We start from the raw sequence: 16,614 nt of genomic DNA on the forward strand, positions 1-16,614 counted from the left end.
CGACGGCTCGCGCAAAAAACATGGAGACGACGATGGCCCCGAGAGACTTGCTGCTGGCGCTGGTGGTGATCCTGGCGTGGGGCGTGAACTTCGTCGTGATCAAGGTCGGGCTGCACGGCGTGCCGCCGATGCTGCTCGGCGGGCTGCGCTTCCTGCTCGCGTCGGTGCCCGCAGTGTTCTTCGTGCGCCGCCCGCAGATTCCGTGGCGTCTCCTCGCGCTGTACGGGTCGACGATCCTGCTCGGCCAGTTCGTGTTCCTGTTTTCCGCGATGCACGTCGGCATGCCGGCCGGACTTGCTTCGCTCGTGCTGCAGTCGCAGGCGTTCTTCACGCTGTTCTTCGCGATGCTCGTCCTCGGCGAGCGCTTGCGCGCGCAGAATCTCGCGGGCCTCGCGATCGCGGCGGCCGGGCTCGTCGTGATCGCCGTGCAGGGCGGTCGCGGCATGACGCTCGCGGGCTTTCTGCTGACGCTCGGCGCCGCCGCGCTGTGGGCGCTCGGCAACGTCGTGACGAAGAAGCTCGGCAAGGTCGATCTCGTGTCGCTCGTCGTCTGGGCGAGCCTCGTGCCGCCCGTGCCGTTCTTCGTGCTGTCGTATTGCTTCGAGGGGCCGCAGCGGATCGGGGCCGCGCTGACGTCGCTGTCGGGCGCGTCGGTCTTCGCGGTCGTCTATCTCGCGTTCGTCGCGACGCTGCTCGGCTACGGGCTGTGGAGCCGCCTGCTGTCGCGTTATCCGGCCGGGCAGGTCGCGCCGTTCTCGCTGCTCGTGCCGATCGTCGGCCTCGCGTCGTCGTCGCTGCTGCTCGGCGAGCAGTTGACGCATGCGCAGCTCGCGGGCGCGGCGCTCGTGATGGCAGGGCTCGCGGTCAACGTGTTCGGCGACCGACTCGCGCGGCGGTTCTTCGCCGCGGCGTCGTGATCGCGCCGCGGGATTCCGGCGGCGAAAAGGCGCATGGCAACGAGGTACTCGGCGCGATGCGCGGCGCCGGATCGTGCGGCGGACGTGCTGATCGGCCAGTCGCGGAATTCGCGCGCGGCGACCGCGATCGACGAAGGCTGGGGCGAGACGGCTAAGGCGGGCGTGCCGAAGCGGTGCGCACCGCCGGGAAGATCGGGTTGCGAGACGCGGTACAGCGCGCAATTTGACGAAGGGACTATCGCGAAGGGACTATCGCGAAGGCGCGCGGGACGAATCGGCGGGCTCGAGCGTCCCCGCGCGCGGCGGCGCGGGGCGCCGCCGCGCCAGACCGGGCGCGTCAGGTCATCCGGCTCTTCGCGAGCGGTGGATTGGCCGCGAAATAGCGCTTGATTCCGCGGAAGATCGCATCGGCCATCTGGTCGCGGTACGCGTCGTCGTTCAGCCGGCGCTCCTCGTCCGGATTGCTGATGAACGCGGTTTCGACGAGGATCGACGGAATGTCGGGCGCCTTCAGCACCGCGAACCCCGCCTGCTCGACCGAGCCCTTGTGCAGCTTGTTGATGCCGCCGACTTCCTTCAGCACGTAGCCGCCGTAGCGCAGCGAATCGCGGATCTGCGCGGTCGTCGACATGTCGAAAAGCGCGCGGTTCACCGAGACGTCCTGCGTCTTGATGTTGATCCCGCCGATCTGGTCCGACGAGTTCTCCTTGTTCGCGAGCCAGCGCGCGGCCGCGCTCGACGCGCCGTGGTCCGACAGCGCGAACACCGACGAGCCGCGCGCCGACGGCGTCGTGAACGCGTCCGCGTGGATCGACACGAACAGATCCGCGCCGACGCGCCGCGCCTTCTGCACGCGCACGTTGAGCGGCACGAAGAAGTCGGCGTCGCGCGTCATCATCGCGCGCATGTTCGGCGCGGCGTCGATCTTCGCGCGCAGCTTCTTCGCGATGTCGAGCGCGACGTGCTTCTCGTACGTGCCGCCGCCGCCGATCGCACCCGGATCCTCGCCGCCGTGGCCCGGATCGATCGCGACGGTGAGGAGGCGCACGGTGCCGCGGCCGGATTTCGGCGCGGAGAACGCGTAGGTGTCGGCATCGCCGGATTCGTCGTCGTTCTTGCGCGCGATGACGGGCGGCGGCTTGACCGCGGGCCGCGACGGCGCGGCAGGCGGCGTCTGCGCGATGGGCGGATTGGCAGGCGCGCCCGGCGCCGGGCGCGCGGCGTGCGCGGGCGGCGGATTGTTCTGCGCAAAGCGCTGGAAGAATGCGTCGCTGTTGTCGGCCGCGGCGGGCGGCGCGGCGGCCGGGCCGTTGAGCGCGGCCGTCGGCGGCTGCGCCTGCTGCGCGCGCATCGTGTCGTTCAGCTGCTGTTCCTTGCGCTCGGTCTGCGCGATCAGGTCGGACAGCGGATCGGGCGCGACGGCCGGATACAGGTCGAACACGAGCCGGTAGCGATAGGTGCCGACGGGCGGCAGCGTGAACACCTGCGGCTTCACCGAGCCTTTCAGGTCGAACACCATCCGCACGACGTGCGGCTGATACTGGCCGACCCGCACCGACTGGATCTGCGGATCGTTCGGCGTGATCTTCGACACGAGGTCGCGCAGCGCCTGGTCGAGATCGAGACCGTTCAGATCGACGACGAGCCGGTCCGGTCCTTGCAGCAACTGCTGCGAGTTCTGCAGCGGCTGGTCGGATTCGATCGTCACGCGCGTGTAGTCGCGCGCGGGCCACACGCGCACGCCGAGCACCGACGACGCGTGCGCGAGGCGCGGCAGCGCGAGCCCGAGCACGAGCGTTGACGCGCCGGCGCGCAGGATCTGCCGGCGTCGCCAGTTATGGGTCGCGGTGGCCGCCGATTCGATCGAGCGGAACGGTTTGATCAACATCTTTCGAGACATGCCTTTCCTGATGCGCTGTACGCTCGGGCGGTGAGGAGCCGGCCTTCGCCGTCCACGTCGAGCGAGAACACGAGATCCGGCACGCCAAGGAGCGCGCCCGCCCGCTGCGGCCATTCGACGACGCAGATCGCGCCGGAATTGAAATACTCGCGAAAGCCTGCGTCGGCCCATTCGGCCGGATCGCTAAAACGGTACAGATCGAAGTGATAGACCTCGAGTTCCCCATCGGAACGCGCGAGTGCGTACGGCTCGACGAGCGCGTAGGTCGGGCTCTTCACGCGGCCCGCGTGGCCGAGGCCGCGCAGCATCGCGCGCACGAGCGTCGTCTTGCCTGCGCCGAGATCGCCGTAAAGCTGGATTTGCAGGCCGTCGAACGCGTGCGCGGCGGCGCGCTCGCCGCGCACCGCGTCGAGCGCGTGCGCGAAGCGCTCGCCGAACGCGATCGTAGCCGCCTCGTCGGCGAGCGCGAGCGTGCGCTCGGCGATCGGAGCGGGCGGGAAGGGCGCGGCATGCGCGTGGCTAGGCTGCTCGGACATTCTCGTAAAATAGAGCGATGGACCGAATTCCGGAACTCGCAGTCGCAGATGCGCGCCCCTCGCAGGACGGGCGCGCCGCGCCGTCTCGCCTCGACGATGCGAAGCTCGCCGGGCTCGCGTCGCGCATCAAGGCGTGGGGGCGCGAATTGGGTTTCGGGGCGATCGGCATCAGCGATACCGATCTCTCGGATGCCGAAGCGGGGCTCGCCGCCTGGCTGGAAGCCGGATGCCACGGCGAGATGGATTATATGGCCAAACATGGGATGAAACGTGCGCGGCCGGCCGAACTTGTGGCCGGCACGCGACGCGTGATCTCCGCGCGGCTCGCCTATCTGCCCGCCGCGACGCTCGGCGACGCACCCGATTCGAGCGCCGCGCCGCGCGACTGGCGCGCGCGCGAGGCGGCGCGCATCGCCGATCCGCAGGCGGCCGTCGTGTCCGTCTACGCGCGCGGCCGCGACTATCACAAGGTATTGCGCCACCGGTTGCAGACGCTCGCCGAGCGGATCGAAGCCGAGATCGGCGCATTCGGCTATCGCGTGTTCACCGATTCCGCGCCGGTACTTGAAGTCGAGCTCGCGCAGAAGGCGGGCGTCGGCTGGCGCGGCAAGCACACGCTGCTCTTGCAGCGCGACGCGGGCTCGTTCTTTTTTCTCGGCGAAATCTACGTCGACGTGCCGTTGCCGACCGACGCGCAGACGTCGCCCGCCGCCGCGCCCGAGACGTCCGGCGCGCATTGCGGCAGCTGCACGCGCTGCATCGGCGCGTGCCCGACCGGCGCGATCGTCGCGCCGTATCGCGTCGACGCGCGGCGCTGCATCTCCTATCTGACGATTGAATTACACGGCAGCATTCCCGAGCCGCTGCGGCCGCTCGTCGGCAATCGCGTGTACGGCTGCGACGACTGCCAGCTCGTCTGCCCGTGGAACAAGTTCGCGCAGGCGGCGCCCGTGGCCGACTTCGACGTGCGGCACGGGCTCGATCGCGCGTCGCTCGTCGAACTGTTCGCATGGACTGCCGAGCAATTCGACGAGCGGATGCAAGGCAGCGCGATTCGCCGGATCGGTCACGAGCGCTGGCTGCGCAATCTCGCGGTCGGCCTCGGCAACGCGCTGCGCACGGCGCCCGGCAGCGTCGAGCCCGTCGCGCGCGCGGCGATCGTCGCGGCGTTGCGCGCGCGTGCGGACGATTCGTCCGAGCTCGTGCGCGAGCACGTCGAGTGGGCGCTGCGCGCTGCGTGAAGGCGGCGTAAAGTGACGGTTTGGCGGGCGGCCGGCGCACGTCGCGGGCGAGCCCCTTTCAGGAGACAACGATGTTCAACGCAGTAATCGATGCGCCATTCGGCAAGATGGGTATCCGCACCGATGCGTCGGTCGTGCGCGAGATCGTCTATCTGCCCGAATCGATGAAGAGCGTCGCGCCGGACACGACGCTCGCGAAGCGGGCCGCGCGCCAGATCGAGCGCTATTTCGAGCGTGCGTCCGCGCGTTTCGACCTGCCGCTCGCGGCAGTCGGCACGCCGTTCCAGCATCGCGTGTGGAACGCGATCAGCGCGATTCCGCCCGGCGTCGTGCTGACCTACGGGCAGATCGCGAAGCAGATCGGCAGCGCGCCGCGCGCGGTCGGCCAGGCGTGCGGCTCGAACTATTTTCCGCTCGTGATTCCGTGTCATCGCGTCGTCGCGTCGGGCGGGATCGGCGGCTTCGCGAACCACGACGACGACGGCTACTTCCTCAAGGTCAAGCGCTGGCTGCTTGCGCACGAGGGCGTGCAGTACTGATGGCGCGCGCAGCAGGTGCCCCCGCGGCCCCCGTGGCGATCGTCGAGCCCGAGCGTGCGCACGCGCCGTCGTCCGATCGTCCGTCCGACGAGCTGGCCGCGTCGCCCGCATGGGTCGACAGCCGCACGTCGATCGATCTGTTCTGCGATGCGATGTGGCTCGAGCACGGGCTGTCGCGCAACACGCTCGACGCGTACCGGCGCGACCTGCAACTGTTCGCGCAATGGCTCGCCGCGCAGCATGAGGCGAACGTCGATCAGGCGAGCGAGGCGATGCTGACGGGCTACATCGCCGCGCGCAGCGACGGCAAGGCGACGTCGTCGAATCGCCGGCTGTCGGTGTTTCGCCGCTATTACGGCTGGGCGGTGCGCGAGCATCGCGCCGCCGCCGACCCGACGCTCAGGATCGCATCGGCGAAACAGGCGCCGCGGTTTCCGTCGACGCTGTCCGAGGCGCAGGTCGAGGCATTGCTTGCCGCCCCCGACGTCGATACGCCGCTCGGCCTGCGCGACCGGGCGATGCTCGAATTGATGTACGCGAGCGGGCTGCGCGTGAGCGAGCTCGTCACGCTGAAGTCGGTCGAGGTCGGGTTGAACGAAGGCGTCGTGCGCGTGACGGGCAAGGGTTCGAAGGAGCGGCTCGTGCCGTTCGGCGAAGTCGCGCACGGCTGGATCGAGCGCTACCTGCGCGACGGGCGGCCCGCGCTTCTCGGCGCGCGCGCAGCCGATCCGCTCTTCGTCACCGCGCGCGGCGACGGGATGACGCGCCAGCAGTTCTGGAACATCATCAAGCGCCACGCGCAGCAGGCGGACGTCCGCGCACATCTGTCGCCGCATACGCTGCGGCACGCGTTCGCGACGCATCTGCTGAACCACGGCGCGGACCTGCGGGTCGTGCAACTGCTGCTCGGCCACAGCGACATCTCGACGACGCAGATCTACACGCACGTCGCGCGCGAGCGGCTGAAGACGCTGCATGCGGCGCATCATCCGCGCGGGTGACGCCCGCGGCGACCTTGTTGCGCCCATTCGTCGCGCGCGACTCGCGCATCCGCCGCGCGGTTCGCGCGTCGAGTGCGGATGATCGATCCTTCACGCATCGATCATTCAGGCATCGGTCGTTTGCGGAACATCTTCGTCCTTCCGGCATCCGCTCTCCGTGTGCGTCGGACGCCGGCGTGCGAGCCGCGCCACGTCACAGCATCTCGCGCAGCCTGTGCTTGAGCACCTTGCCCGTCGACGCGGCTGGCAGCGCGGCAAGCGCGCGGATCTGCGCGGGGCGCTTGTACGGGGTGAGCCGGCCCGCGCACCAGTCCTTCAGATCGTCTTCGGTTGCGGCTGCATTCGGCGCGAGCTCGACGAACGCGATCACCTCCTCGTTGCCTTCGACCGCGCGCCCGATCACGGCCGACTGCACGACGTCCGGATGCGCGTTCAGCGCCTGTTCGACTTCGGACGGATAGACGTTGAAGCCCGAGCGAATGATGAGTTCCTTGCTGCGGCCGGCTATCGTCACCGCGCCGTCGTCGGCCGCGCGCGCGAGGTCGCCTGTCTTCAGCCAGCCGTCCGCCGTGACGGCCGCGCGCGTGCTTTCCGGATTGCGGTAGTAGCCGAGCATCACGTTCGGTCCGCGCACCCACAGCTCACCGACTTCGCCCGGCGCGACGTCGGCGCCGTTCGCCGTGCGGAAGCGGACGGCGACGCCCGGAATCGGCATGCCGACCGAGCAGTCGGCGCGCGGCGCGTCGATCGGCGTTTGCGTGATCGTCGGGCTGCTCTCGGTCATCCCGTAGCCGTTGTGCAGCGGCAGGCCGTAGACGCGTTCGACGCGCGCTTTCAGATCGGCGTCGAGCGGCGAGCCGCCCGAATAGACGAAGCGCAGATGCGGTGCGTGCCACGCGTGTCCGTGCGCGCGGAGATGCTCGAGCAGTTTCGCGTGCATGGCCGGCACGCCCTGGAAGAGGGTTACGCGCTCGTCGGCGAGCGCGCGGCGCAGCGCCTCCGGCGAAAAGCGGGGCACGAGCTTGAGCGTTGCGCCCGCGTAGAGGCTGCCGAGGCATACCGACGCGAGCCCATAGACGTGCGACACAGGCAGCACCGTGTAGACCACGTCGGTCGGCGCGACGCGCCGCTGCGTGCTCGACACCGCCGCGACGAACAGCAGGTTGCGGTGCGACAGCATCACGCCCTTCGGCGTGCCGGTCGTGCCCGTCGTATAGATGAGCGCCGCGCACTGGCGTGCGCCGTCCGCTTCGACCGGTTCCGCGCGCACGCTCGCGTCGAGCGTGTAGGACCACGCGCCGATGTCGAGCTCGAACGGCGCGGCCTGCTGCGCGCCGCACCGTTCGGCATGCGCGCACGCGTCGGGCGACGTGCCGGTGACGAACGCAATCAGGCGCGGCTGCGCATGCGCGGCGATCGCATCGAGCTCGGCCGCCGCAAGGCGCGCGTTCGACACGATCGCCCATGCTGCGAGCCGCGTCGTGGCGAACAGCAGCACGAGCTGCGCGACACTGTTCTCCGCGACGATCATCACGCGGTCGCCGCCTTGCACGCCGAGGCTTCGCAGCCGGTCGGCGGCCGCGTCGATCGCATGCGCGAGCTGCGCGTACGTGAGCCGGCGCGCGTCCTCGATCAGCGCGACGTGATCAGGCATGCGTTCGGCGATGCGCGCGGGCAGTGCCGCGATCCGCGACGGCAACGCGGCGATCAGCGCGTCGACGTCGATCGCCGCGCCAGCGGAAAAATGGGTTGTCATGGCGTCTCCGTATGGTCGGCGCGAGCGCGACGTCGCGCCGTTGCCGACCGTGTGCCGACGATCGTGCCACGCGGCGGCCGCGCGGACAATCTGCCATTCGGACAATAGTCCCGTGCGCCGCCTGCAATTAAAATGCGCACATGAGCAAATCCAAACACATTTCCGAAACGCCTGCGACGCAGTTCCTGCGCCGCCACAGCGTCGCGTTCGGCGAGCACGTCTACGATTACGTCGACCACGGCGGCACGTCCGAATCGGCGCGGCAACTGGGCGTCGACGAGCACGCCGTCGTCAAGACGCTCGTGATGGAAGACGAGCGCGCGAAGCCGCTCATCATCCTGATGCACGGCGATCGCACGGTGTCGACGAAGAACCTCGCGCGGCAGATCGGCGCGAAGCGCGTCGAGCCGTGCAAGCCCGAGGTCGCGAACCGGCATTCGGGCTACCTCGTCGGCGGCACGTCGCCGTTCGGCACGAAGAAGGCGATGCCCGTCTACGTCGAATCGACGATCCTCGACTTGCCGTCGATCTACCTGAACGGCGGCCGGCGCGGCTACCTCGTGAGCCTCGCGCCCGCGGCGCTGACGACGCTCCTGGATGCACGGCCCGTGCAGTGCGCAATCGTCGACTGAGGGTTTCACCCGCATGGCGTGCCGCGCCGGTTCGGTAGAATGAGCGCCGCCGCGACCTCGCGACCGAGGCCGCCCATCCAACCTATACGTTGAAACAAGAGTCCTTCGCATGCAGATCCTGCTCGCTACCGTCGCCGCCTATCTGATCGGATCGGTGTCGTTTGCCGTCGTCGTCAGCGCCGCGATGGGGCTCGCCGACCCCCGCTCGTATGGCTCGAAGAATCCCGGCGCGACCAACGTGCTGCGCAGCGGCAACAAGAAGGCGGCGATTCTCACGCTCGTCGGCGACGCGTTCAAGGGCTGGCTTGCGGTTTGGCTCGTCAGGCGCTTCGGCATCGGCGGCGAGATCGGCGTCGCACTGTCGGCGACCGCCGTGTTCCTCGGCCACCTGTATCCGGTTTTCTTCCGCTTCCAGGGCGGCAAGGGCGTCGCGACCGCGGCGGGCGTGCTGCTTGCCGTGCATCCGGTGCTCGGCCTCGCGACCGCGCTGACCTGGGTCATCGTCGCGTTCTTCTTCCGCTATTCGTCGCTTGCGGCGCTCGTCGCCGCCGTGTTTGCGCCGGTTTTCGACGTGTTTCTGTTCGGCACGCGCAACAATCCCGTCGCGTGGGCGGTGCTTGCGATGAGCGTGCTGTTGATCTGGCGGCATCGCTCGAACATTTCGAAGCTCATTGCAGGCGAGGAAAGCCGGATCGGGCAGAAGAAGACCGGCGTGTAATCTGGGCGGATTCGCCCGATTTCGTTTGGTTTCGTTCGGGACACGCGGATACGATGCGCGTCGCGGTGCCGTCGCGCATCGAGATGTGTTCGATCGGAGCGGGAAGGCCGGTTTTGCATCGGCGGCGCACGCGATTCGGGCGTCGATCGCATCCTCAAACGTTGATGCTGCAGTTAGCGCAAGCGGCACGCGAACGAGCGCAGATGCAAGGCGCACCGCGTGTTCCGGAGTCCGTTGTGCTCGCGCATAAATCACGCAAGCCGCTGCGGCGCGTGCAACGAAGACGCGCTTAATCTCGACGATTTGCCGCTTGGCGAACGGTGCGTCCGCTTATTCAGCCGACCGTCACGCCGCGAACGACGCATCCGCTCCACGCGATACGGTGCGCGGCGCACGGCGAATCGACCTTCGACGACTTGTCGCGCCGCGACTGGCGCGCCCGACCTGAAGCCGCCCGCTACGATACGACCGGCGAGCGGCTCGTCCGGTTTCAGTCGCGGAAGTTGTTGAAGTCGAGCGGCGTGTCGGTCACTTCCTTGCGCAGCAGCGAGATCACGCTTTGCAGATCGTCGCGCTTCGCGCCGGACACGCGCACCGCATCGCCCTGGATGCTCGCCTGCACCTTGATCTTGCTGTCCTTCACGATGCGCACGACCTTTTTCGCGAGGTCACCCGACACGCCTTTCTTGATCGTCGCAACCTGCTTCACCTTGTCGCCGCCGATCTTCTCGATCTTGCCGTAGTCGAGGAAGCGCACGTCGACGTTGCGCTTCGCCAACTTGCCGATGAGCACGTCCTTGACCTGGCCGAGCTTGAATTCATCGTCGGCGTAGAGCGTGAGCTCGCGCTCCTTCTGCTCGACGCGCGCGTCGGAGCCTTTGAAGTCGAAGCGGGTGGAAATTTCCTTGTTCGATTGCTCGACTGCATTTTTCACTTCGATCATGTTCGCTTCGGAAACGACGTCGAACGATGGCATGGCATTCTCCTGTAGAGCGTGCCGCGCGCGGCCTGCGCGCGGTCACTCGCTATAATTGCGGGCTGACCGCCATTTTACCGGCGCCCCTACATTTGCCCAAGGCCGCAGGCTTGACCGCGCGCCGGCGCAACCGCGAATGCCGATGTTCCGTCCCGATTCTTCCATCCGATTGATTCCCGACTATCCGCTGCGTGCGCACAACACGTTCGGCTTCGACGTGCGCGCGCGCGTCGCGGCGCGGATCGGCTCGCCCGAGCAGTTCGCGTCGCTCGCGGGCGATCCACGCGTCGCGGGGCTCGACACGCTCGTGCTCGGCGGCGGCAGCAATGTCGTGTTCACGGGCGACTTCGACGGCCTCGTGCTGCTCGACGAAATCCGCGGTCGCGCGCTCGTGCGCGAAGACGACGGCGCGTGGTACGTCGAGGCGGGCGGCGGCGAGAACTGGCATGCGTTCGTCGAATGGACGCTCGCAAAAGGGATGCCGGGGCTCGAGAACCTCGCGCTGATTCCAGGCACGGTCGGCGCGGCTCCGATCCAGAACATCGGCGCGTACGGGATCGAGATGAAGGAACATTTCGCGTCGCTGCGCGCGGTCGAGCTCGCGACGGGCGAGATCGTCGAATTCGATGCGCAGCGCTGTGCATTCGGCTATCGCGACAGCTTCTTCAAGCGGGAAGGGCGTGGCCGTTTCGCGATCGTGGCGGTGACGTTTCGCTTGCCGAAGGCGTGGACGCCGCGGCTCGGCTACGCGGACGTCGCGCGCGAGCTTGCCGCGCGCGGGATCGACGCGAGCCGAGCGAGTGCGCGCGACGCGTTCGACGCAGTCGTCGCGATCCGGCGCGCGAAGCTGCCCGATCCGCTCGAGCTCGGCAACGCTGGCAGCTTCTTCAAGAATCCGGTGATCGACGCGCATGCGTTCGCCGCGCTGCGCGCGCGGGAGCCGGACGTCGTGTCGTATTCGCAGCCGGACGGCCGCGTGAAGCTTGCGGCCGGCTGGCTCATCGACCGCTGCGGGTGGAAGGGGCGGACGCTCGGCGCGGCGGCCGTCCACGAGCGGCAGGCGCTCGTGCTCGTCAATCGGGGCGGCGCGACAGGCGCCGATGTGCTCGCGCTCGCGCGCGCAATTCAGCGCGACGTGCTGGAGCGTTTCGGCGTCGAACTGGAGGCGGAGCCGGTGTGCCTGTAGGCGGAGCGCGGACGCGCGCGCATCGGCAATAAAAAACCTCGCTGCGAACCAGCGAGGTTTTTCGTGGCGACGAAGAAGGGTGTGTCGGCGCTCGATGCGCCGTCGCGGCGGCGGTGCGAGCTCCCGCGTCAGTGATTCAACCGCCCGAGCAGCAGGAACTCCATCAGCGCCTTCTGCACGTGCAGGCGGTTTTCCGCCTCGTCCCACACGACGCTCTGCGGCCCGTCGATCACGCCCGCCGTCACTTCCTCGCCGCGGTGCGCGGGCAGGCAGTGCATGAAGAGCGCGTCGGGATTCGCGTGCGACATCATCTCCCCGTCGACGCACCAGTCGGCGAACGCCTGCTTGCGCGCTTCGTTCTCCGCTTCGAAGCCCATGCTCGTCCAGACGTCGGTCGTGACGAGATCCGCGCCCTTGCACGCTTCGTTCGGATCGTCGAACACCTGATAGAACGGCGTGCTTTCCGGATCGACGAGCTTCGCGTCGAGCGTATAGCCGGGCGGCGTCGACAGGCGCAGCTTGAAGTCGAGGATGCGCGCGGCCTGAATCCACGTGTACAGCATGTTGTTCGCATCGCCGATCCACGCAACCGTCTTGCCGCGGATCGGGCCGCGGTGTTCGTAATACGTGAAGATGTCGGCGAGCACCTGGCACGGGTGGTATTCGTTCGTCAGACCATTGATTACCGGCACGCGCGAATTCTCGGCGAAGCGCTGGATGATGTCCTGCTCGAACGTGCGGATCATGATGATGTCGACCATTCGCGAGATCACCTGCGCCGAATCCTCGACGGGCTCGCCGCGGCCGAGCTGCGTGTCGCGCGTGCTCATGAACACGGCATGGCCGCCCAACTGGAAGATCCCGGCTTCGAACGACAGGCGCGTACGTGTCGAACTCTTCTCGAAGATCATCGCGAGCGTGCGGTCGTGCAGCGGGTGATAGGTCTCGTAGTTCTTGAATTTGCGCTTCAGGATACCCGTGCGTTCGAGCACGTACTCGTAGTCTTCCAGCGAGAAATCCTTGAACTGCAGGTAGTGACGAATGGTTTTGGCGATCATGAAACGAAACGCGGCGGACTCACCCGGCGGAGAACGCGCCGGACGGCGCCGCCGTCGGATGTGATAACTCGATGCAGCATAAAGGATTTTTTCCGCTTTGACGAGCCGCTGCCGCGCGCCGTCGCCGCCCGCCGCGCGGGACGGTGCGCTTCCGGTTTCCGGCATGCGTTCGACACGACGCGCGATGGCGCGCTGCGGTATAATTTCGAAGTTTTCTCAAGCCCGGCGGGCAAGGTTCATGCTTGGTCTGCCGGACACAATCGGCCAGGGCGGCGGCTTGCCTGCGCGCGATGCGCCGCAAGCCGGAACGCTCGTTCAGGCGGGCTCGTCGCGGGCCGCCGCGAAACCGCTTCCATTGTGTTCGAAGTGCGCAGGCGAAGCTTCGCCTGCGCACTGCTGGGCCGTCACTTGGGTACCCTCATGGCTGAAACTCTCCCGACCGAATATTTCATTCAGGGCATCACGAAAGATGGGAAGAAGTTTCGGCCGAGCGATTGGTCCGAACGCCTGGCTGGCGTGATGTCGTGCTACGGCCCGGGAGCGAGTGGGCCCAATGCCCGCCTTCAGTATTCGCGCTACGTGCGGCCGACGCTGCTCGGCGACCTCAAATGCGTGATCGTCGATGCCCGGCTGCGCGACATCGAGCCGATGGCATTCGATTTCGTGATGAATTTCGCGAAGGACAACAACCTCGTCGTCACCGAGGCGTGCGAACTGCCTGATTACGACAGGGCGCAGAAGTGACGCGATGAGGCGGTGGCTCGGATCGCTCGGGCGGCAGCCCGGCAAAGCCGACAATTGAGGCATCGAAAGGAGGCATCGAAAGGAGGCGTCGAGAGATGGCCGTCGAAATGTCCCCCGAAGACCCAGCAAAAAAGCCCGCATGAAGCGGGCTTTTTTGTCGATCGCAGAGGAAACAGGGCGCCCGCTTCGCGGGCGCGCCGGATTTACTGCGCAGCTTGCGCTTGCAGGCCCTTGACGGCTGCGGCGAGGCGGCTCTTGTGGCGAGCGGCCTTGTTCTTGTGAACAATCTTCTTGTCGGCAATCGTGTCGATCGTCTTCGTCGAGGCCTTGAAGACTTCGGCGGCCTTGGCGTGATCGCCAGCGTCGATCGCCTTGCGGACGGCCTTGATCGCGGTGCGGAATTTCGAGCGCAGCGCCGAGTTGTGCGAGTTTGCCTTCGCTGCCTGGCGGGCGCGCTTGCGTGCTTGTGCGGAGTTAGCCATGACGGTTCCTTATCCTGTCCTGTTTCCAGAGCTTGGAGCCTGACGGCCAAGCGCTGCTTTTCGATTCGACTCCCGGGAGCGATTGCCCGGGAGCGCAAAAAAACGTCGGTTTAACCGAGGCCGGCCGGCACGCTTGACTGCGAAACGATGCTTGGCGACGCCACGCAATGCGTATGACAGGCTCAGAAACCGAGAATTATAACAACAAAATAAAACGAGTGGCAAGCGCGGGCCGCATCTTGCCGCATCGCCCACGCCGGTATGCCCGCCCTTTTCCTCAGGCCTACCGGTTGCCGACGCCCGAGGTCCGTATAATAAGCGCCCCATGAATCTATTCCGAGCCCTGCTGACGGTCAGCGGCTTCACGCTGCTGTCGCGCGTGACCGGTCTGGCCCGAGAAACGCTGATCGCCCGTGCGTTCGGCGCCAGTCAATTCACCGACGCGTTTTACGTCGCGTTCCGCATTCCGAACCTGCTGCGCCGGCTGTCCGCCGAAGGCGCGTTCTCGCAAGCGTTCGTGCCGATTCTCGCCGAGTTCAAGAATCAAAAAGGGCACGATGCGACGAAGGCGCTCGTCGATGCGATGTCGACCGTGCTCGCGTGGGCGCTCGCGCTCCTGTCGCTCGTCGGGGTCGCCGGCGCGTCGTGGGTCGTGTTCGCGGTCGCGTCGGGGCTGCGCACGGACGGGCAGGCATTCCCGCTTGCCGTCACGATGACGCAGATCATGTTCCCGTACATCGTGTTCATCTCGCTGACGACGCTCGCGTCGGGTGTGCTCAACACGTACAAGAGCTTCTCGCTGCCCGCGTTCGCGCCCGTGCTGCTGAACGTCGCGTTCATCGTCGCGGCCGTGTTTGTTGCGCCGCATCTGAAGGTGCCCGTCTACGCGCTCGCGTGGGCGGTGATCGCGGGCGGCGTCCTGCAGTTCGCGGTGCAGCTGCCTGGCCTGAAGAAGATCGACATGGTGCCCGCGATCGGCGTCAATCCGCTGCGCGCGCTCGCGCATCCTGGCGTGAAGCGCGTGCTTGCGAAGATGGTGCCCGCGACGTTCGCGGTGTCGGTCGCGCAACTGTCGCTCATCATCAATACGAACATCGCGTCGCGGCTCGGGCAGGGCGCCGTGTCGTGGATCAACTACGCGGACCGGCTGATGGAGTTCCCGACCGCGCTCCTCGGCGTCGCGCTCGGCACGATCCTGCTGCCGAGCCTGTCGAAGGCGCACGTCGATGCCGATTCGACCGAGTATTCGGCGCTCCTCGACTGGGGGCTGCGGGTTACTTTCCTGCTTGCCGCGCCGAGTGCGCTCGCGCTGTTCTTCTTCGCCGAGCCGTTGACCGCGACGCTCTTCAACTACGGCAAATTCGACGCGCACACGGTCACGATGGTTGCGCGCGCGCTCGCCGCGTACGGGATCGGCCTCGTCGGCATCATCCTCATCAAGATCCTCGCGCCCGGCTTCTACGCGAAGCAGGACATCAAGACGCCCGTGAAGATCGCGATCGGCGTGCTCGTCGTCACGCAGTTGTCGAACTATGTATTCGTGCCGATCATCGGCGCGGCGGGCTTGACGCTCAGCATCGGCGTCGGCGCGTGCCTGAATTCTTTCCTGCTGTTCGTCGGGCTGCGCCGCCGCGGCATCTATCAGCCGTCGCCCGGCTGGCTGCGCTTCTTCGTGCAGCTCGCGGGCGCGTCGCTCGTGCTCGCGGGCGTGATGCACTGGCTCGCGCTCAATTTCGACTGGACCGCGATGCGCGCGGTGCCGTTCGAGCGGATCGCGCTGATGGGCGCCTGCCTCGTTCTGTTCGCCGCACTATATTTCGGTATGTTGTGGCTGATGGGCTTCAAATACGCGTACTTCAGACGACGCGCCAAGTAACGGATTCCATGACTCGCGTTCTCGACTATTTCAGTTCGCTCGTTGCCGAAGACGACGGCCTGCCGCTCACCGAGGCGGCGCTGTCGCTCGCGCAGGACGCCTATCCCGACGTGGACCTGCAAGGCGTGCTCGCCGAGCTCGACGCGCTCGCGGCGCGGCTCGTCAAGCGCCTGCCGCACGGCGCCGGCGCAAGCGACAAGCTCGCGCTGTTGAACGACTTCTTCTTCCGCGAACTCGGCTTCGCGTGCAACCACAACGACTACTACGACCCGGACAACAGCTATCTGAACATGGTGCTGAAGCGCCGCCGCGGGATTCCGATCTCGCTCGCGGTGCTGTATCTGGAGCTCGCCGAGCAGGTCGGCGTGCCGGCGCACGGCGTGTCGTTTCCCGGGCATTTCCTGCTGCGCATCGCGCTGCCCGACGGCGACGCGATCCTCGATCCGACGACGGGGCGCTCGCTGTCGGAGTCGGAACTCGTCGAGATGCTCGAGCCATACGTCGCCCGCGCCGACGGCGGCGCGACGAGCGTGCTGCGCGCGTTGCTGCAGCCGGCGACCGATCGCGAGGTCGTCGCGCGGATGCTGAACAACCTGAAGGCCGTCTATCTGCAGACGGAACGCTGGCAGCGGCTGCTCGGCGTGCAGGAGCGGCTCGTGATCCTGCTGCCGGGACAGCTCGACGAAGTGCGCGACCGCGGCTTCGCGTATGCGCGGCTCGATTACCTGCGGCCCGCGCTCGAGGATCTGGAGACGTATCTCGGCGAGCGGCCCGACGCGGCCGATGCGACGATCGTCGAGGCGCAGGTCGGCGAATTGCGGCAGCGGATGCAGCGCGACGAAGACGATTGATCGACGGGCAGCGGCAGGGGGCTCGACGCCGTGCTCAAACGCAGACGATCGATCGATCGAGCGAGCGGGCGCGACGCGCTTCGAATGTCCGCTCGGATCTGACCATACAATGTAACGACGTCCGCGAATGCCGATGCATCTCGCGGGCGTTTCTTCGTTCGGCGGGCGATGCGGCGATGCCGCGACGCCCGCGCAGCGCCG

At 67.3% G+C, this 16,614-nt stretch carries 16 protein-coding genes; 10 read left to right on the forward strand and 6 right to left on the reverse strand.

What is annotated here, in order from left to right:
• The first annotated feature begins 32 nt into the window (after positions 1–32).
• Positions 33–917 (forward strand): EamA family transporter, encoded by an 885-nt coding sequence (locus WS70_RS04720; protein WP_059473687.1) that lies wholly within the window; start codon positions 33–35, stop codon positions 915–917.
• A 337-nt stretch (positions 918–1,254) separates the two neighbouring features.
• On the opposite strand, the gene WS70_RS04725 is transcribed toward WS70_RS04720, so the two are convergent.
• A complete protein-coding gene (locus WS70_RS04725) occupies positions 1,255–2,817 on the reverse strand; it encodes an N-acetylmuramoyl-L-alanine amidase (protein WP_059596715.1) in 1,563 nt (520 codons plus the stop codon).
• Positions 2,799–3,353, reverse strand: a complete 555-nt coding sequence (gene tsaE / locus WS70_RS04730; protein WP_059473648.1) for a tRNA (adenosine(37)-N6)-threonylcarbamoyltransferase complex ATPase subunit type 1 TsaE — start codon at positions 3,351–3,353, stop codon at positions 2,799–2,801. Before tsaE ends, WS70_RS04725 begins: the two co-directional genes overlap by 19 nt.
• Positions 3,354–3,370: 17 nt before the next feature.
• Here tsaE and queG point away from each other — a divergent pair, with 17 nt between their 5' ends.
• The 3 genes from queG (at position 3,371) to xerD (ending at position 6,134) form a co-directional block, all read left to right on the forward strand.
• A complete protein-coding gene (gene queG / locus WS70_RS04735) occupies positions 3,371–4,594 on the forward strand; it encodes a tRNA epoxyqueuosine(34) reductase QueG (RefSeq protein ID WP_059473647.1) in 1,224 nt (407 codons plus the stop codon).
• 71 nt (positions 4,595–4,665) lie between these two features.
• Positions 4,666–5,133: a methylated-DNA--[protein]-cysteine S-methyltransferase gene (locus WS70_RS04740; protein ID WP_059473646.1), complete on the forward strand. Its 468-nt coding sequence runs from the start codon at positions 4,666–4,668 to the stop codon at positions 5,131–5,133.
• Positions 5,133–6,134, forward strand: a complete 1,002-nt coding sequence (gene xerD, locus WS70_RS04745; protein WP_059596714.1) for a site-specific tyrosine recombinase XerD — start codon at positions 5,133–5,135, stop codon at positions 6,132–6,134. The genes WS70_RS04740 and xerD overlap by 1 nt, the downstream gene beginning before the upstream one ends.
• 193 nt (positions 6,135–6,327) lie before the next feature.
• Here xerD and WS70_RS04750 read toward each other — a convergent pair whose 3' ends face one another.
• Complete coding sequence (locus WS70_RS04750; RefSeq protein WP_059596726.1) at positions 6,328–7,890, reverse strand: class I adenylate-forming enzyme family protein; 1,563 nt, start codon at positions 7,888–7,890, stop codon at positions 6,328–6,330.
• A gap of 140 nt (positions 7,891–8,030) precedes the next feature.
• Between WS70_RS04750 and ybaK the strand changes: the two genes are divergently transcribed.
• Together ybaK and plsY are read left to right on the forward strand one after the other, a co-directional pair.
• Positions 8,031–8,522 carry a Cys-tRNA(Pro) deacylase gene (ybaK, locus tag WS70_RS04755; protein ID WP_059473644.1) on the forward strand — a complete coding sequence of 164 codons (492 nt, stop codon included), beginning with the start codon at positions 8,031–8,033 and terminating at the stop codon, positions 8,520–8,522.
• A gap of 109 nt (positions 8,523–8,631) precedes the next feature.
• A complete protein-coding gene (gene plsY / locus WS70_RS04760; RefSeq protein ID WP_059473643.1) occupies positions 8,632–9,240 on the forward strand; it encodes a glycerol-3-phosphate 1-O-acyltransferase PlsY in 609 nt (202 codons plus the stop codon).
• A 490-nt stretch (positions 9,241–9,730) separates the two neighbouring features.
• Here the strand turns inward: plsY and WS70_RS04765 are convergent, their stop codons facing one another.
• Complete coding sequence (locus tag WS70_RS04765) at positions 9,731–10,216, reverse strand: YajQ family cyclic di-GMP-binding protein (protein ID WP_059596713.1); 486 nt, start codon at positions 10,214–10,216, stop codon at positions 9,731–9,733.
• Positions 10,217–10,352: 136 nt separating this feature from the next.
• On the opposite strand from WS70_RS04765, the gene murB reads away from it, so the two are divergent.
• Positions 10,353–11,402 carry a UDP-N-acetylmuramate dehydrogenase gene (murB, locus tag WS70_RS04770; protein WP_059473641.1) on the forward strand — a complete coding sequence of 350 codons (1,050 nt, stop codon included), beginning with the start codon at positions 10,353–10,355 and terminating at the stop codon, positions 11,400–11,402.
• Between the two features lie 128 nt (positions 11,403–11,530).
• Here murB and argF read toward each other — a convergent pair whose 3' ends face one another.
• The gene (argF, locus tag WS70_RS04775) at positions 11,531–12,460 is read right to left on the reverse strand and encodes an ornithine carbamoyltransferase (RefSeq protein ID WP_059473685.1); all 930 of its coding nucleotides are present in this window, start codon (positions 12,458–12,460) and stop codon (positions 11,531–11,533) included.
• Positions 12,461–12,880: 420 nt separating this feature from the next.
• Here argF and WS70_RS04780 point away from each other — a divergent pair, with 420 nt between their 5' ends.
• Complete coding sequence (locus WS70_RS04780; protein ID WP_059473640.1) at positions 12,881–13,204, forward strand: DUF3579 domain-containing protein; 324 nt, start codon at positions 12,881–12,883, stop codon at positions 13,202–13,204.
• A gap of 203 nt (positions 13,205–13,407) precedes the next feature.
• Here WS70_RS04780 and rpsT read toward each other — a convergent pair whose 3' ends face one another.
• The gene (rpsT, locus tag WS70_RS04785) at positions 13,408–13,686 is read right to left on the reverse strand and encodes a 30S ribosomal protein S20 (protein ID WP_059473639.1); all 279 of its coding nucleotides are present in this window, start codon (positions 13,684–13,686) and stop codon (positions 13,408–13,410) included.
• A gap of 325 nt (positions 13,687–14,011) precedes the next feature.
• Between rpsT and murJ the strand changes: the two genes are divergently transcribed.
• Both murJ and WS70_RS04795 read left to right on the forward strand, forming a co-directional pair.
• Positions 14,012–15,562, forward strand: coding sequence for a murein biosynthesis integral membrane protein MurJ (murJ, locus tag WS70_RS04790; RefSeq protein WP_059469287.1), 1,551 nt, complete (start codon positions 14,012–14,014; stop codon positions 15,560–15,562).
• Positions 15,563–15,570: 8 nt separating this feature from the next.
• Complete coding sequence (locus WS70_RS04795) at positions 15,571–16,413, forward strand: SirB1 family protein (RefSeq protein WP_059469286.1); 843 nt, start codon at positions 15,571–15,573, stop codon at positions 16,411–16,413.
• Positions 16,414–16,614 lie beyond the last annotated feature (201 nt).

The sequence above is a fragment of the Burkholderia mayonis genome (assembly GCF_001523745.2).
Lineage (GTDB): Bacteria > Pseudomonadota > Gammaproteobacteria > Burkholderiales > Burkholderiaceae > Burkholderia > Burkholderia mayonis.

What these genes read in the sequence shown, in the direction of transcription:
- tsaE (WP_059473648.1), bottom strand. Translation starts at nt 3,353, where the DNA reads ATGTCCGAGCAGCCTAGCCACGCGCATGCCGCGCCCTTCCCGCCCGCT.
- plsY (WP_059473643.1), top strand. Translation starts at nt 8,632, where the DNA reads ATGCAGATCCTGCTCGCTACCGTCGCCGCCTATCTGATCGGATCGGTG.
- WS70_RS04720 (WP_059473687.1), top strand. Translation starts at nt 33, where the DNA reads ATGGCCCCGAGAGACTTGCTGCTGGCGCTGGTGGTGATCCTGGCGTGG.
- argF (WP_059473685.1), bottom strand. Translation starts at nt 12,460, where the DNA reads ATGATCGCCAAAACCATTCGTCACTACCTGCAGTTCAAGGATTTCTCG.
- WS70_RS04765 (WP_059596713.1), bottom strand. Translation starts at nt 10,216, where the DNA reads ATGCCATCGTTCGACGTCGTTTCCGAAGCGAACATGATCGAAGTGAAA.
- queG (WP_059473647.1), top strand. Translation starts at nt 3,371, where the DNA reads ATGGACCGAATTCCGGAACTCGCAGTCGCAGATGCGCGCCCCTCGCAG.
- WS70_RS04725 (WP_059596715.1), bottom strand. Translation starts at nt 2,817, where the DNA reads ATGTCTCGAAAGATGTTGATCAAACCGTTCCGCTCGATCGAATCGGCG.
- WS70_RS04750 (WP_059596726.1), bottom strand. Translation starts at nt 7,890, where the DNA reads ATGACAACCCATTTTTCCGCTGGCGCGGCGATCGACGTCGACGCGCTG.
- murJ (WP_059469287.1), top strand. Translation starts at nt 14,012, where the DNA reads ATGAATCTATTCCGAGCCCTGCTGACGGTCAGCGGCTTCACGCTGCTG.
- ybaK (WP_059473644.1), top strand. Translation starts at nt 8,031, where the DNA reads ATGAGCAAATCCAAACACATTTCCGAAACGCCTGCGACGCAGTTCCTG.
- WS70_RS04780 (WP_059473640.1), top strand. Translation starts at nt 12,881, where the DNA reads ATGGCTGAAACTCTCCCGACCGAATATTTCATTCAGGGCATCACGAAA.
- murB (WP_059473641.1), top strand. Translation starts at nt 10,353, where the DNA reads ATGCCGATGTTCCGTCCCGATTCTTCCATCCGATTGATTCCCGACTAT.
- rpsT (WP_059473639.1), bottom strand. Translation starts at nt 13,686, where the DNA reads ATGGCTAACTCCGCACAAGCACGCAAGCGCGCCCGCCAGGCAGCGAAG.
- xerD (WP_059596714.1), top strand. Translation starts at nt 5,133, where the DNA reads ATGGCGCGCGCAGCAGGTGCCCCCGCGGCCCCCGTGGCGATCGTCGAG.
- WS70_RS04740 (WP_059473646.1), top strand. Translation starts at nt 4,666, where the DNA reads ATGTTCAACGCAGTAATCGATGCGCCATTCGGCAAGATGGGTATCCGC.
- WS70_RS04795 (WP_059469286.1), top strand. Translation starts at nt 15,571, where the DNA reads ATGACTCGCGTTCTCGACTATTTCAGTTCGCTCGTTGCCGAAGACGAC.